Origin of the sequence: Desulfatiglans sp., assembly GCA_012513605.1 — a bacterium.
Lineage (GTDB): Bacteria > Desulfobacterota > DSM-4660 > Desulfatiglandales > HGW-15 > JAAZBV01.
On sequence record JAAZBV010000017.1, the window covers coordinates 60,756 to 75,229 of the forward strand.

Annotated in this window: 18 protein-coding genes; 12 read left to right on the forward strand and 6 right to left on the reverse strand. The window is 42.9% G+C overall.

Going from position 1 to position 14,474, the window contains the following annotated elements:
* Window positions 1–24: 24 nt before the first annotated feature.
* Together GX654_02110 and GX654_02115 are read left to right on the forward strand one after the other, a co-directional pair.
* Complete coding sequence (locus GX654_02110; protein ID NLD35641.1) at window positions 25–1,401, forward strand: HDOD domain-containing protein; 1,377 nt, start codon at window positions 25–27, stop codon at window positions 1,399–1,401.
* A 32-nt stretch (window positions 1,402–1,433) separates the two neighbouring features.
* Window positions 1,434–1,886: a ferritin family protein gene (locus GX654_02115; GenBank protein NLD35642.1), complete on the forward strand. Its 453-nt coding sequence runs from the start codon at window positions 1,434–1,436 to the stop codon at window positions 1,884–1,886.
* 247 nt (window positions 1,887–2,133) lie between these two features.
* Here the strand turns inward: GX654_02115 and GX654_02120 are convergent, their stop codons facing one another.
* Window positions 2,134–2,532, reverse strand: coding sequence for a type II toxin-antitoxin system VapC family toxin (locus GX654_02120; GenBank protein NLD35643.1), 399 nt, complete (start codon window positions 2,530–2,532; stop codon window positions 2,134–2,136).
* Window positions 2,532–2,777: a CopG family transcriptional regulator gene (locus GX654_02125; GenBank protein NLD35644.1), complete on the reverse strand. Its 246-nt coding sequence runs from the start codon at window positions 2,775–2,777 to the stop codon at window positions 2,532–2,534. The genes GX654_02120 and GX654_02125 overlap by 1 nt, the downstream gene beginning before the upstream one ends.
* Window positions 2,778–3,300: 523 nt before the next feature.
* Between GX654_02125 and GX654_02130 the strand changes: the two genes are divergently transcribed.
* The 5 genes from GX654_02130 (at window position 3,301) to GX654_02150 (ending at window position 6,591) form a co-directional block, all read left to right on the forward strand.
* Entirely contained in the window at window positions 3,301–4,917 is a 1,617-nt protein-coding gene (locus tag GX654_02130; GenBank protein NLD35645.1) for an ATP-binding cassette domain-containing protein, read from the forward strand.
* 94 nt (window positions 4,918–5,011) lie between these two features.
* Window positions 5,012–5,254 carry a crotonobetainyl-CoA--carnitine CoA-transferase gene (locus GX654_02135; protein ID NLD35646.1) on the forward strand — a complete coding sequence of 81 codons (243 nt, stop codon included), beginning with the start codon at window positions 5,012–5,014 and terminating at the stop codon, window positions 5,252–5,254.
* Window positions 5,241–5,597 (forward strand): type II toxin-antitoxin system PemK/MazF family toxin, encoded by a 357-nt coding sequence (locus GX654_02140; protein NLD35647.1) that lies wholly within the window; start codon window positions 5,241–5,243, stop codon window positions 5,595–5,597. Before GX654_02135 ends, GX654_02140 begins: the two co-directional genes overlap by 14 nt.
* A 314-nt stretch (window positions 5,598–5,911) precedes the next feature.
* Window positions 5,912–6,190 carry a hypothetical protein gene (locus GX654_02145; protein ID NLD35648.1) on the forward strand — a complete coding sequence of 93 codons (279 nt, stop codon included), beginning with the start codon at window positions 5,912–5,914 and terminating at the stop codon, window positions 6,188–6,190.
* Window positions 6,187–6,591 carry a putative toxin-antitoxin system toxin component, PIN family gene (locus GX654_02150; GenBank protein ID NLD35649.1) on the forward strand — a complete coding sequence of 135 codons (405 nt, stop codon included), beginning with the start codon at window positions 6,187–6,189 and terminating at the stop codon, window positions 6,589–6,591. Before GX654_02145 ends, GX654_02150 begins: the two co-directional genes overlap by 4 nt.
* Before the next feature lie 37 nt (window positions 6,592–6,628).
* Here the strand turns inward: GX654_02150 and lepB are convergent, their stop codons facing one another.
* A complete protein-coding gene (gene lepB, locus GX654_02155; GenBank protein ID NLD35650.1) occupies window positions 6,629–7,327 on the reverse strand; it encodes a signal peptidase I in 699 nt (232 codons plus the stop codon).
* 155 nt (window positions 7,328–7,482) lie between these two features.
* On the opposite strand from lepB, the gene GX654_02160 reads away from it, so the two are divergent.
* Window positions 7,483–7,944, forward strand: coding sequence for a metallophosphoesterase family protein (locus GX654_02160; GenBank protein NLD35651.1), 462 nt, complete (start codon window positions 7,483–7,485; stop codon window positions 7,942–7,944).
* A 6-nt stretch (window positions 7,945–7,950) separates the two neighbouring features.
* Here GX654_02160 and map read toward each other — a convergent pair whose 3' ends face one another.
* Window positions 7,951–8,754 carry a type I methionyl aminopeptidase gene (gene map, locus GX654_02165; protein NLD35652.1) on the reverse strand — a complete coding sequence of 268 codons (804 nt, stop codon included), beginning with the start codon at window positions 8,752–8,754 and terminating at the stop codon, window positions 7,951–7,953.
* Between the two features lie 264 nt (window positions 8,755–9,018).
* On the opposite strand from map, the gene GX654_02170 reads away from it, so the two are divergent.
* On the forward strand, window positions 9,019–10,194 hold the full coding sequence (locus GX654_02170; GenBank protein NLD35653.1) for a cyclic nucleotide-binding domain-containing protein: 1,176 nt from the start codon (window positions 9,019–9,021) through the stop codon (window positions 10,192–10,194).
* Here the strand turns inward: GX654_02170 and GX654_02175 are convergent.
* Window positions 10,191–10,571, reverse strand: coding sequence for a pyridoxamine 5'-phosphate oxidase family protein (locus GX654_02175; protein NLD35654.1), 381 nt, complete (start codon window positions 10,569–10,571; stop codon window positions 10,191–10,193). The genes GX654_02170 and GX654_02175 overlap by 4 nt on opposite strands.
* A gap of 202 nt (window positions 10,572–10,773) precedes the next feature.
* Between GX654_02175 and selB the strand changes: the two genes are divergently transcribed.
* From selB to GX654_02190, 3 genes are read left to right on the forward strand one after another with little or no spacing between them, the layout of a single operon-like run.
* Window positions 10,774–12,681: a selenocysteine-specific translation elongation factor gene (gene selB / locus GX654_02180; protein NLD35655.1), complete on the forward strand. Its 1,908-nt coding sequence runs from the start codon at window positions 10,774–10,776 to the stop codon at window positions 12,679–12,681.
* Window positions 12,678–13,745, forward strand: a complete 1,068-nt coding sequence (locus GX654_02185; GenBank protein NLD35656.1) for an XdhC family protein — start codon at window positions 12,678–12,680, stop codon at window positions 13,743–13,745. Before selB ends, GX654_02185 begins: the two co-directional genes overlap by 4 nt.
* Window positions 13,746–13,757: 12 nt before the next feature.
* The gene (locus GX654_02190; GenBank protein NLD35657.1) at window positions 13,758–14,003 is read left to right on the forward strand and encodes a cytoplasmic protein; all 246 of its coding nucleotides are present in this window, start codon (window positions 13,758–13,760) and stop codon (window positions 14,001–14,003) included.
* A 12-nt stretch (window positions 14,004–14,015) separates the two neighbouring features.
* Here GX654_02190 and GX654_02195 read toward each other — a convergent pair whose 3' ends face one another.
* Complete coding sequence (locus tag GX654_02195) at window positions 14,016–14,396, reverse strand: hypothetical protein (protein NLD35658.1); 381 nt, start codon at window positions 14,394–14,396, stop codon at window positions 14,016–14,018.
* Window positions 14,397–14,474 lie beyond the last annotated feature (78 nt).

A 14,474-nucleotide genomic window follows, 5' to 3' on the forward strand; every position in this document is an offset into this window, starting at 1 on the left:
AAGGCAGCATGGAGTAAGGGACATATGTCAAACGTTAGCAGATACCCTGCCTACCCGGTACCAGCCGGTGAATACAGGGTAAGTTTGAAAAAGAATGAGATACTGAATGCATACCTGGGCACCTGTGTCGGGCTTTCCCTGTGCGACAGAAAGAGAGGCGTTGGAGGGTTGATACATATCCTTTTGCCTGAGCCTGGCGGAAGCGACTACCTGGGAAGGCCGGTAAGCTATGCAGTCACAGGGCTCCCTATCTTTATCAAGGAGTTGCACAGGCTTGGCTCTGAAGTTTCAATGCTTGAGGCAACAATCGCAGGCGGCGCCCTTGTGGGAGAAATTTCACAGGCAGATGTGGAGCTTGATATAGGGGGAAGGACAGTAGAGATAACAGAAATGATCCTGCGTAATGCAGGGATAAGTGTAATAAAGAGGGAAACCGGCGGCTTTTTCAGCTGTCGTTTAAGCCTTAACCTGGATACCATGGAAAGCGCTATCCATCCTATTCATAACAGACCTGAAACAGGAGAATCAGAGATAATAAGGCCTGATATGAAGATGATCCGTGATTCAATAGAAAAAATACACTCTATCCCCCAGGTGATATTCAAGATATTAAGAATGGTGCGTGAGGGGAGATACAGCTTTAAGGAACTTGCCTCTGAGGTGAAACAGGATCAGGTAATTTCTGCAAAATTATTAAAGCTCTGTAATTCTGCTTTTTTTGGCAGGAGGATAATTGCTGACTCCATAGACAGGGTGCTGGTGATGCTTGGTGAAAAGCAGCTTATACAGACAATAATGTCAGCTGCATTTGAAGACTTTTTTTCCGGGAATATACGCGGATATTCCCAGTGCAAGGGGGGGCTCTTTAATCATGCCATTGGTACAGCCATGATCTGTGAAAACCTTGCAAAAAAGAGTGAGTGTGTTGCCCCTGATATCGCATACACCGCGGGCCTTTTGCATGATATAGGGAAGGTGGTGCTTGACCAGCATATGGGCAGGGCCTATCCCTTTTTCTACAGCAAGACCCAGCTTGAAAATGAAGAGCTTATTATGGCGGAAAGGGAGATATTCGGTATTACCCACGATGAGGCCGGGGCAATGCTTGCCCAAAAGTGGTCCCTGCCTGAAAACCTTATTGATGCAATAAAAAATCATCATAACCCTGATAAATCCGAAAAAGACAGGGTGCTTTCAAGTGTTGTATACCTTGCTGATCTCATCATGTCCAGGTTCCTTGTGGGTCAGGAGCTGGAAAGGCTTGATGCCGAACATGTTAAAAAGAGCCTCTGTAATATTGGCCTAAAAAGGATAAAGTTCCCCAGCATAATAGAGACCATTCCCCCGCATATCTTTCAGATGCCCTTTGAAAGAGAGGCACAGAGCCGGTATGTGAATTAGAAAGGGCGTATTTTCATATCAAGGAGAAAATCATGTTCAGTCTGGGTGAAATAATTGATCTTGCCATTCAGGTGGAAAAGAACGGCGAAAAGACATATCGCAAGGCGCAGAAAGAGGTGAAGGACAGAAATCTCGCATCTGTATTGGAGTGGCTTGCGGATGATGAAAAGGCCCATGAAAAGTGGTTCCATGACCTTAAAAAAGGGATTAATGAAAAGATCGAAGACGTTAGACTGGAAGAGATGGGTAAAAAGATACTCGCGAGCGTCTTAGGTGAACAGTCCTTCTCCATGGCTGATGCAGACTTTTCCAGGATCAAAGATGTGAACGCCCTCCTTGAACTCTCCCTTGAATTTGAAAAGGATACCATACTTTTTTATGAGATGATAAAGGCCTTTGTTGATGATGAAAAGGTCTCCGCAGGTCTTGATAAGATCATCCGTGAAGAAAATGCCCATGTCAAAAAGCTTGAAGAGATGATTTGATTTATTTTCCGGAGGTTGAATAATCTTAACCCATCATAATGACAAGGGGCTGAAAAAAGGGGATGGGGGATGACAAGGGGATGTCCATAAAAAAGTAAATAACTCCTGGGATGTAGTAATATTAAAGCTGTTGAATGTGAAACAAGTATTAAATTTAATAATGGTCATCATTTTTTAGGGAAGAAGTAGCAGAGCGTCAAATCAAAATGTTCCCACGGTGACTGTGGGAACAATAGAAACACAGTGCTTATATCCAGTTCTCAATGTTCAAACCTTTTACCCTTTTGAACTCTTTAACATTATTGGTAACAAGTGTAAGATTATGAGTAAGGGAAATGGATGCTATCAACATATCCATAGGCCCAATGGGGGTACCTTTCTTTTGTAGGGTAGCCCTTATCTCTGCATAGTTTCTGCAGCATCTCTCATCAAACGGTATCTGTTCAAAATGTCGGGTAAAGGCCTCTACGATTGCCAGGTTTTTATTTTTTGTTTTACTTTTTTCTGCACCGAAAAAGAGTTCAGCGACGGTTATTGAGCTTAGTTTGATATCTGTCGGAGAAAGGCTTTTCATTCTGGTAATAATATTTTCTGATGATCGATTGAGAAAGTAGATACATATGTTTGTATCAAGAAGATATGCCATTACCCTATCTCCTCTCTTTCTTCAAAGGTATCATAACCTTCTCGGATCTCTTTTATTATTTCATCCGGACCTCTGTCATCCTGCCAGCTACCTGCAAGATCAAAAAAATCTTCAGGCCACTGATCTTTAAGGGCTGTTTGAATGACGTCTGAAATCCACTTTGATTTGGATTTTCCAGATGCCTTTACAGCCTTCTCAAGCCTTTCGGATAACTTATTTTCTATATAAACAGCTAGCTGTGTCATTTTAAATACCTCCCCCAAAATAATGACACATATACTTGCACATATATATATTATTGTCAATTACAGATAGGTATAAATATCTTGTAAAAAATGGAGATGGTATGATTGTTAAGGTGACAATCGCGAGTGTGCCACCATGACTTTTGAAGGGAAACAGCTATCAAATTTAAAAATGGTCATCATTTTTAGAAGAAGACGCAGAGCGTCAAATCAAAATGTTTCCACGGTGACCATGGGAACAAGTTTTCGCTTTGAAATTGCGATAATATGAGTTGACTCGCTCATCTTATCGCGATTATTTGAGCGGATCATCGACAAGAAAGAGATAGATTTTATAGGCACTTTAGACCGGAAGCCTGTAATGACAGTAGAGGTAAAAACCGGTGACACAAAGCTTTTACCAGCCATTAATACATAAAATAGGTTGCAGCAGGCGTTAAAATCCTGTATATACCCGTTTCCTTTTGCACCCCGTGGGCATACTCCGGGGTGTTTTTTTATTTTTATTTGGGAGTAGTTAAGAATGATAAATGTAACAAACATCAGCCTTTCTTATGGGAAGAGGGTGCTGTTCAAGGAAGTAAATATTAAATTTGCGCCGGGTAACTGTTATGGCCTGATCGGCGCCAATGGTGCTGGGAAATCCACCTTTTTAAAGATCCTTTCCGGAGAGATTGAGCAGGATAAGGGAGAGGTAACAATCGGGCCAAATGAGAGGATTTCAGTGTTAAACCAGGACCAGTTTGCATTTGATAATGAGACCGTCATCAACACAGTAATAATGGGGCATAAAAGGCTTTTTACTGTAATGGCAGAGCGTGAAAGGTTGTACGCAAAACCGGAGCTGACAGATGAGGAGGGCATCCTCTGCGGTGAGCTTGAATGTGAATTTGCTGAGATGAACGGCTATGAGGCAGAGGCAGAGGCGGCAGTGCTCTTAAAGGGCTTAGGCATACCGGAAGTATTTCTTGATAAAAAAATGAAGGAGCTTATGGGTGGCGACAAGGTGCGTGTGCTGCTCGCACAGGCACTCTATGGTAATCCGGATGTGCTGCTCCTGGATGAGCCTACGAACCACCTGGACCTCAAGTCCATTGCCTGGCTTGAGGAGTTCCTGTGCCGGTTCCAGAATACTGTTATTGTTATATCCCATGACCGCCATTTTTTAAACCAGGTCTGCACACACATTGCGGATATAGACTTCGGGGCAATCAAGGTATACACAGGAAATTACGATTTCTGGTATGAGTCAAGCCAGCTTCTGCTTAAACAAAAACAGAACGAGAATAAAAAGGCCATTGAAAAGGCAGAGGACTTAAAGGAGTTTATCCGAAGGTTCAGCGCCAATGCCTCCAAGTCAAAGCAGGCCACTGCCAGGAAGAAGATCCTTGATTCGCTCACAATAGAAAATCTGCCTGTCTCATCAAGAAAATATCCCTACATCAATTTTAAACCCGAACGCCCATGTGGCAATATTATCCTTGAGATAAAGGGGCTTTCAAAGGAGATAGACGGGGAGCTGGTTTTAAACAATCTTAATCTAACTGTTAACAGAGGGGATAAGATTGCCTTTGTGGGTGCCAATAACCATGTCAAGACAACCCTTTTCCGAATACTTGCGGGTGAAATAAAACCGGACAGCGGCAGCTTTAGCTGGGGGGTTACTATCAAGACAGAATATTTTCCAATGGAAAACAGCGCCTACTTTGATAATGATTTGAACCTTGTTGACTGGCTCTGCCAGTTTCCACCATGTGACTGTGAAAGTTTTGCAAGGGGCTTTTTGGGAAGGATGCTCTTTTCCGGGGATGAACCGCTAAAGAAGACAAAGGTACTCTCAGGGGGTGAGAAGGTGCGCTGCATGCTTTCAAAGGTTATGCTCGGCGGGGCTAATGTGCTTATCCTGGATGAACCTACAAACCACCTTGATCTTGAATCACTTACAGCTCTTAACAATGGTCTCTCTGCCTTTCCGGAGGTGCTTTTGTTTTCATCGCGTGACCGACAGCTTGTCTCCACAGTTGCAAACAGGATCGTTGAGATCACCCCTGACGGGATTATTGATAACACAATGGGGTTTGAGGAATACCTTGAAAATAAGAGGGCTCTGGGAATGGATGTTCAACTGGCCGCAGCATGATGCAGATTTTTCATTTTATGACCCAGGAATACAGGTCTTGATATTAGGGGTAAATATTGGTATAAATATTTACCCTAATAACAGGAGGTAAAAAATGCCTACTCAAACAAAGCTGCAAATTGACAGTGAAGATTATGAATTCATAAAGGGGACTCATAAACAACTTAATTATAAAAGTCTTAGTGAATATATCCGGCAGGCTGTTAAAGAAAAAATAAAGGCAGATCAAAAAAGACTCAGGGAAATCAAAAGGGAAAAGGCAATGGAAGCAATAGGTGAAGGTGCCTATGAGAATCTTTTCGATTCGCTTGATGGAGAAGACTTTGAAAACAGGTGAAATATACTGGGTTAATCTTGATCCCGCATTGGGGGATGAGATAAAGAAAAGAAGGCCTGTAGTTGTCTTGAATCCGGGTCATAGTAAAAATCTCAAACTCGCTATAGTTGTCCCCATCACCGGATGGAATCGTTCATGGGATAATAATCCATTCTTTGCAGCCCTTGAACCAACCCCTGTTAATGGTTTGCAAAAGAGGTCAGCGATAGATTGTTTTCAGATAAGGGCCATAAGCCACAACCGATTTTCAGAGAGGATTGGTGAAATATCGGTTGATGATATCGGGCGGATAAAAAAGGCTGTTGCCCTTATTCTTGACATTGATCCTGAAGATTGTATTTAGAGACATAGAAAACCAAAAATACCATTCACCACGGAGAGCACAGAGGACACGGAGTGGTTTTTATATTATTTCCAGTGATCTTCATGTTCATAGTGGTTAAGCCTTTTCGTTTTAAACGATGTATTGGTATGTTCCAAGTCCCCTGGTAAACAGTGTAATTAACCCGGCCTTTGCAGGCCTTAACCTGAAGTAAAAACGGGTGTTCCTCAGATCGTTAGAATCACGATAATATGAACATCATAATAAACAGGTTTACATGATCTCCTTATTTAGATATTATAAGGCCATTATAAAATGAATTACAGGAGATTATTATGAACTATATAGCAGTTAAAGATCTCAAGAACTCCAAGTCTCTTAGGGAAAAACTTGAAAAGGAGAGGGAATTAATCCTGACAAAAGATGGTCAGCCATTTGCCCTTATGGTAGGCATAACAGCCGACAGCCTGGAGGATTCTCTAAGAGAAATTAGAAGGGCAATGTTTTCAAAGGCCATTACGAGCGGAAGAAAAAAGGCTATGAAGACAAAAATTGGGGATGAAGAAATAAATGCCCTTATCGCTGAAAGCAGAAAAAACCGAGTGAAAAGATGAAAATTGCTCTTGACACTAATGTACTTATATCTGGAATGCTTAACCCCTTCGGCCCACCAGGCAAGATAGTTGATTTTCTAAAGACGGATATATTACAGCTTGTTGTCGATGACAGAATTATTGCAGAATATATTGATGTTTTAAATAGGGATTATTTTTTAAAATACTTCAGTGAGTCTGATAGAGAAGATATAATAGATTATCTCTCAAAAAATTCATATTATTCCTCAAGTAATGTGGTTATAAAGGATATGCCTGATGAAGGTGATATGCCATTTATTGAAATGGCAATTACTGAAGGTGTGCCGCTTATAACAGGAAATATAAAACATTTTCCAGTACAGTTAAGAAAGGGGTGTATTGTTATTTCCCCTGCACAATTTCTGGAAAAGTACTTTTAAGCTATAAATACAGATCGTTTAATAACCCGAACTGCGTTTAAGGCAGACGTTCAAAAAACCTTTCAAACCTTGGTTTGTACATGTTGTTTATATCCAGGGATATGACTATTGCTGTTGCCCTGCCCACTATCAGCTTTCTGTCTACAAACCCGAAATAGCGTGAGTCTGCGCTGTTGTATCTGTTATCACCCATCATGAAATATTTTCCTTCAGGCACGGTCTTAGTCTCAAAGGAGCTCAGCACCTCCGGGTGAGACAGTATCAGCACTGGGTGTATCCTGTTATTCAGATCTTCAATTATTGTAGCTTCTTTGTATTGGTCTTTCACAAGGAAATTATAAAAATCTGTCTCTTCAGGGTATCTATAGCTAAGGGGTTTCCCGTTTATGTAAAGCTTTGAATCCTGCATGGAGATGGTGTCACCAGGTACTCCTACCACCCTTTTTACAAGTCTCTTACCATCTTCAGGTGAATAAAAGACAACAATCTCTCCTCGCTCAGGGTTCCCCCATTCTGCCAGGTGAGTGGTGGTATATGGCACCTTAAGGTCATATGCAAGTTTGTTTACAAAAATCCTGTCACCCTCAATGATTGTGGGCTTCATTGACCCGGTCGGTACCGTGTTCCAGTCTGCAAGGGAGGATTTTATAGATGTGGCAATCAGGATTGCAACCAGCAGTGAAAATATCCATCCATTTAAAAAGGTAACAACAGCCGCAGGCAGTTTGAATTTCATTGTCAAGTTCCTCTTTTTTTTAAATTTAAAGCGGGATAATAACATTTTGCCCCATCAGGTCAAGAGAACAATGTTCTATTTTATTGCATTGACTGTATTCCCCTGTAATGCTTGAATGCCGCTTTTAAAAATAAAACATGTGTAAGGTGTATTAAATGTCTTTAATAATAGGTGTCATCTCAGATACCCACGGGCTGTTAAGAGCGGAGGCTCTTAGGATACTCAATGGATGCAATGCGATCATACATGCAGGTGATGTGGGCTCGCAGGAGGTGCTTTTAGCCCTTAAAAAAATTGCACCCATCCATGTGGTAAGGGGAAATGTTGATCATGGCTCATGGGCAGAAACAATGCCGGTCACGGATATTGCGGTTATAGGGGAGAGATATTTCTACCTTGCTCATAACCGTGACAGCATAGACATTGACCCTGCTGCAGCATGTGTTGATGCGGTTATCTTTGGCCACACTCATACGCCGGAGCTTTATAAAAGGGGTAATGTAATATACATGAACCCAGGGAGCACTGGCCCGAGAAGATTCACAAAACCTGTTTCAATGGGCAGGATTATTATAAATGACAGGGGTATCTACCCTGAATTGATAAACCTTGACTAGCTGTTTTTATATCTTAAATACAGCATTATCAGGCATGGCCCATCCTTCACCAGCCGGACCGCATGTGAGCACAAAAGGGCCATTTTCAGTTACAGCCACTGTATGTTCAAAATGGGCGCTTGGCTTTCCATCCTTTGCGATGATGGTCCAGTGGTCCTTTAATACCTTTATCTCCTTTTTACCCATATTCACCATGGGTTCAATCGCAAGGGTTGCCCCTTTCTTTAATGTAAATGAGCGCTCTTTTCTGACTAAATAATTGGGTATCTGTGGATCTTCCCACATCTCACGGCCTATGCCATGCCCCACAAGCTCCCTTACAATAGAATAACCTTCTGACTCAATCTTTTTCTGTATCACATCAGCAATGGTATTCCAGTTCACACACGGTTTTATCATGGATATTGCCATGCGAAGAGAATCCTCAGTCACCTTAAGCAGTGCCATTTTTGAATCGGGTACATCTCCCACAGGTATCGTAACGGCAGAATCAGCGCAAAAACCATTGTATTTTACCCCTATGTCGATGCTCACAATATCGCCTGACCTGATTTTCCGGCCTGATGGTATGCCGTGAACCACCTCTTCATTTACTGATATGCATGCGCAGGCGGGAAAAGGCACCTTACCTGGCACACCCTTGAAAAGGGGCAGGGCGCCAAGCTCTGAGATCCTTTTTTCCACGGCTTTATCTATCTCTCCTGTGGTAACGCCATCTCTGACAACAATTTTTGCTGTCTGATGCACATCCCATAAGATCAACCCTGCATCACGCATCTTCATGATCTCATTTGATGTCTTGATAATCATCTCTGCCTTTCCCCTGCCGGTTTAATATATGGGTCGTGTCAAATTTCCGGCCCTCAAATGCAGCCTTTTAAATACAGAAATATGGGAATTATGGCAATAACATATATCCCTGACGCTCTTTTGTCTGTTGAGGGTAAAATTTAAAATAATAAGCAATCGTAATATCAATTACTTAGGATAACTTTTATAATCCAGGGTACAGGGCACCCTTTTTGCATAAAATTATATACACTCAAAACTATTATAAAAAAGAGGGATATACATATGAATAACAGGATAGCTCTATCAGGCAGCCTGAACTTTGTCACACTACCTGAGATATTCCAGATCCTTGGCAGCAATAATTCCACAGGGGTATTGAAACTTACTTCAAAATATACCCCTCATCCGGGTATCATCCATTTTTCAAAGGGTAACCCCATAAATGCGGTATATGGCTCATTAAAGGGGCCAAAGGCACTGTACGGCATGTTCGGATGGCAGGAGGGTGAGTATCTATTTTATGAAGAGGATGTCAGCCCTCTTGAGGTCACCATAACAAAGGGCAGGATGGACATAGTCCTTGAGGCATTAAAGCTGCTTGATAATGAAAAGATTAAAAAGGTTGGCCACAGCAGCAGCCTTGCCATACATGCTGGAGACAAACCTGACAGCTCCGGCATGCCGGTACTTAAAGGCCCCCTTACCGATTACCTCTATGTTGAGAGGGAGGATTTTTATAAAAAGGGCCAGCCCATTGTCAGAGAAGGAAAGCATGGTAAATGGATATGGACAGTATATGAAGGTGTTGTAAGGGTGACAAGGGATACCCCTAAAGGCCCGCTTTTGCTTGCCAGGCTTGGCGAAGGCTGTTTTATCGGCACTATCAGGGCATTACTTTATGGCGATTACGAAAGGAATGCCTCTGTTACTGCTGAGGCTGATCTCAGACTCTGCCTGCTTGATGTTGAACCCTTTTACAACGAATATTCAAAGCTATCGCCGGAATTCAGGCGTCTTCTCTTAAGCCTTGATCAGAGGCTGCGTAAACTGAACATCAGGGCAATAGAGATTTTTTCAGAAGAAAAAGATGATAAAGAGATGCTTAAGCTGGTATCAACCGGCAAGGTCTTTGAGGCAGGTGACGGGCTGTACAGGATAACAGAAGGCACGGCAGTTGTAGATATTAAGAACCCGGAAGGCAGGGATATCATGTTCAGTCTTGAGGCAAACGATGTAATCGGCAATATCCCCTTTGTTGATTTCGGGCATGAACCCAATTCCGCCATAATAATACCATCAAAGGGGCTTAAAACAGAAAAGATGGACCCCATTGAGATACAAAAGGAATATGATAAGCTTTCAAGGACATTTAAAAACCTGATCTATAATATCTGCAATTATATCAGGAACACCACAGGATATGTGGCCAGGCTCCAGGTGAAAAATCAGGGTTCTTAATTACCCTCTCCAATCAGCGGCAGCTCCTTATCCACCCTGAAAAATACAATAAACCTTGATTTATCATCATCAGTGCCTGAGTGGTGTTTCCTGCTCCTGATAGCGTTAATGAGTTGGCTGTCCTTTTCCTCCCTCAGTTTTGTGAGGTAGAGTCTTTTCCCCTTATGCCCCTCACCCTCTTCCTTAAACAGATAGGCAGCGCTGGCATTTTGCTCAATATTGTAATGGGTAAGTTTGTCTGTCATGATAAAGGCAATTTCACCATTATCCATAAAATGGGGTTTTGAATATATTGCCATGTTAACCTTACCCTTGCTGTCAGCAGTCGCAATAACCCCGGTGCCCTTTACCCCCTCAAAATATGCCTTTAATTCCATATCATACTCCTTTTTTGTTTTAGTTATTATTCTCTCTATTCAGACTGTTTTAATATTTTACAATTATAGGCACTTTTTATTATTGTGCAAATCTACCTTAATACTGTTTGAGATTGACAGGATCGTTAAAAACAGTTTATCAATGAAGGCAGGCAATGAACGGGCCTGATATCTGAATGCTTTTATCCTGAAAGGTAATTAAATGAAGCAGGTAATACTTGGAACTGCCGGCCATATTGATCACGGAAAGACCTCCCTTATCAGGGCCATTACAAATATTGATACAGACCGCCTCAAGGAGGAGAAGGCCAGGGGGATAACAATAGAGCTGGGGTTTGCCCATCTCATGCTTCCCAGCGGGCAGCTCCTGGGCATTGTTGATGTGCCGGGGCATGAAAGGTTTGTAAAACACATGGTGGCAGGCGCCACAGGGGTTGATCTTGTTGCAATGGTAATAGCCGCTGACGAGGGTATAATGCCCCAGACAAAGGAACACCTTGAGATATGCCAGCTCCTTTCTGTTAAGCACGGTCTTGTAGTCCTTACAAAGCGCGACATGGTTGATGATGAGTGGGCAGGGCTAGTAAGGGAGGATGTTACACAGTATCTGAAGGGCACCTTTCTTGAAAATGCCCCCATACTGGAGGTCTCCTCAGTTACAGGTCTTGGTATAGAGTCGCTTATTCAGACGATCGACAGGATGGTCGCCGGGATACCTGAGAGAAACAGCGGCAATTTTTTCAGGCTCCCAGTTGACCGTGTCTTTACCATGAAGGGTTTCGGCACGGTTGTAACCGGCACCACAGCATCAGGGAGTATCAGTGTGGGTGATGAGGTGACCATCTATCCACAGGAGCTAACCAGCAGGATACGCGGCATACAGGTGCACAATAAAGATGCAGAAAATGTGAGTGCAGGATTAAGGACCGCCATTAATATACAGGGCATGGAAAAGGCGCAGATAGAGAGGGGCAATATCCTTGCTGCAAAGGATACCCTGAAGCCCACATTTATGATCGATGTGGAGCTCGATCTTTTGGCATCATCACCCAGGCCACTCAAAAACAGGGCAAAGGCGCGCTTTCATGCGGGCACAGCGGAGATTATCTCAACGGTCATACTGCTTGACAGGGATGTATTAAACCAGGGTGAGAGATGTTTTGCCCAGATCAGGCTTGATGAACCTGTTACTGTTCTGAGGGGTGACAGGTATATTATAAGGAGCTATTCGCCTGTAAGGACAATAGGCGGAGGCAGGGTCCTTAACCCTCTTCCCCTTAAAAAGAAGCGGTTTTCAGAGGGGGTGCTTGCTGATCTTGAACTCTTAAACAGCGGCGATCCCCTTGTTCAGATAGAGCAGTTTGTGAAAATGGGCCGCTATACAGGCAAGGATGCAAAGGAGATCCAGTTCCTGGCAAATCTCGGGAAAAAAAAGGTGGATGAGGCGCTAAAGGTATTATCTGCCCAGAAAAGGATCATCCAGTATAGTAAAGAAAGCGGTCTTTTTATACATGAAGAGTTTCTCGGGGATGCGACAAAGGATTTTCTGACCATACTGTCTGAATACCATGAGCGTAACCCACTCAAGGCAGGCATATTAAAAGAGGAGTTGAGGTCAAGGACAGAAGGTACAACCAATCCCAGGCTTTTTAATTTTATTGTTGCCCAGCAGAGCGGGCTTGGCGCTGTTGTTATAGAGAATGAGCTTCTTCGCCTGAATGATCACAGGGTGACACTGGCAAACGACCAGAAGGAGATCAGGGAACGCATAGAGGGTATCTATCTCAGGGCAAAATTGCAGCCTCCATACTTCAAGGAGGTCAACAGCGAATTCCCGGGTGCAAAGGGCTCTGACATACTCGGGATACTCCTGAAGGAAGGTATCCTTATAAAGGTTAAGGAAGATCTCTATTTTCACAAAAAGGCTATTGATGAGCTTAAGGAAAGGCTTATCGCATTCTTAAAGAAAAACAACGAGATAAACCCCACCCAGTTTAAGGATATGACCGGTACATCAAGGAAGTACAGCATACCGCTGATAGAATATTTTGACCATGAACAGTTGACCGTACGTGTTGGCGATAACAGGATTTTAAGAAAGAAGATATGAGAGATATATATAATAAATTATCGGAACTGATTGAAAAAAACACCCTTTGCGTGCTTGCAACAATAGTGACACAGTCAGGCTCTTCACCAAGGGGGCCGGGTACAAAGATGCTCATGCTCAAGGACGGCTCATTTGTGGGCACCATCGGAGGAGGCAAGCTGGAGAAAGCGGTGCTTGACGCAGGTGAAGGGGTCTTTGCATCCCTTACCCCTGTCATGCTGCTTTACAGGATGCAGGGAGAGGATGTGGATGCAAATGAGATGATATGTGGCGGCAATGCAAGGATTTTTGTTGAGCCGGTATTCCCTGGGAGCCCGGATTATCAAAATATTATCAGGGAGATCCATGAACTAAACAAAAGGGGCGGTTCAGCCCTGACAGCCACTGTCCTTGATCCGGGCATGTGGAAAAAAGGCCTTGCACCCAGGATGTTTATGAAGGCTGATGGTAAAAAGGCAGGCTCTTTAAACAGCATAGATGGGGCAGAAGAGATTATACAGTTAAATATGAAGGAGATGATAGCAAAGAGGGTTCCTCAGGTGATGGGTTTTAAGGGCAATGATGGCAGCACTATAGATGTGCTGATTGAACCTGTTATTTCTGAACCAGTTCTCTATATCTTTGGCGGTGGGCATGTATCAAAACAGATAGGCCCGATAGCAGATCTTGTGGGGTTTTCCGTGGTGGTAATAGATGACCGTGAAGAGTTTTCAATGGCTCAAAACTTCCCATATGCAAAGGAGGTTATCACCTGCCCGTTTGAAAATGTAATGGAGAGGCTGCCGATAAACGAATCATCCTATCTTGTTATTGTAACCCGCGGCCATTCCCATGATAAGACTGTTCTTGAACAGGCCCTTTCAACCCCGGCAAAATATATTGGCATGATAGGGAGCAAAAGAAAGGTGAAAATCACATTTGATAATCTTTTTGCTGAAGGCTTTACACGTGAAGAAATTGACAGGGTATATTCTCCAATAGGTGAAGAGATAGGGGCTGAGACCCCTGAAGAGATAGCGGTAAGCGTAGTGGCTCAGCTTATCAAGGTAAGGGCTGCAGGGTAGAAGGATACCATGATGAAGATGCACAGCCATGATTTTATTGAATCATACGACGGGTTGGTGGGGTACGGCTATGACCGCAAAACCAATGAGAATACCCTTGCCTGTTACATGCAGAAATTTTCAGATGATGAGCTTATCGGGCTTGTTACTTGCAGGATGACAGATGATGAAATGGAGGCCCTTTTTGACCTTGTCTCAGGGCTTCTTGCAAAACACTTAAGCAAAGAAGAATACCACAGGCTATTTTTGAAGGAATAAACTCACCCTGTTTTAATCCATTGCAAGACCCCTGATCTTTGCCTCTTCCGCCTCCTCGACTATCTCAAATTCTACAAGAGAGTGACCCCTTAAAAAGCGACCCTCCTGTGGTGTGATGCCCTTTATCACTGTTACAAGTTCCTGGTATGGATATAGATCATCTGTTGAGTAGTATTTCATATTGTATTTATTGTTGATCTTTATGTAGGAGAGAAACCTTGATCTTCCCCTGACCAGGATAGACATTGAGTTCCTGTTTACCTGCCATATCCTGAATTGATATATCAGCCCCACCCTTACCGGGACCTCTACACAATAGTACTGATCAAGCTCCCTGTTAAAATCCAGGATAGATATTTCAAAAGGATTGTTTTTCAGTGCATGTTCGTACATATTGCCCCCCTTTTGACTTTATAACAAATTGAAGATATTGGTATTAAATTAGATATAATTATATATAAATAATAATAT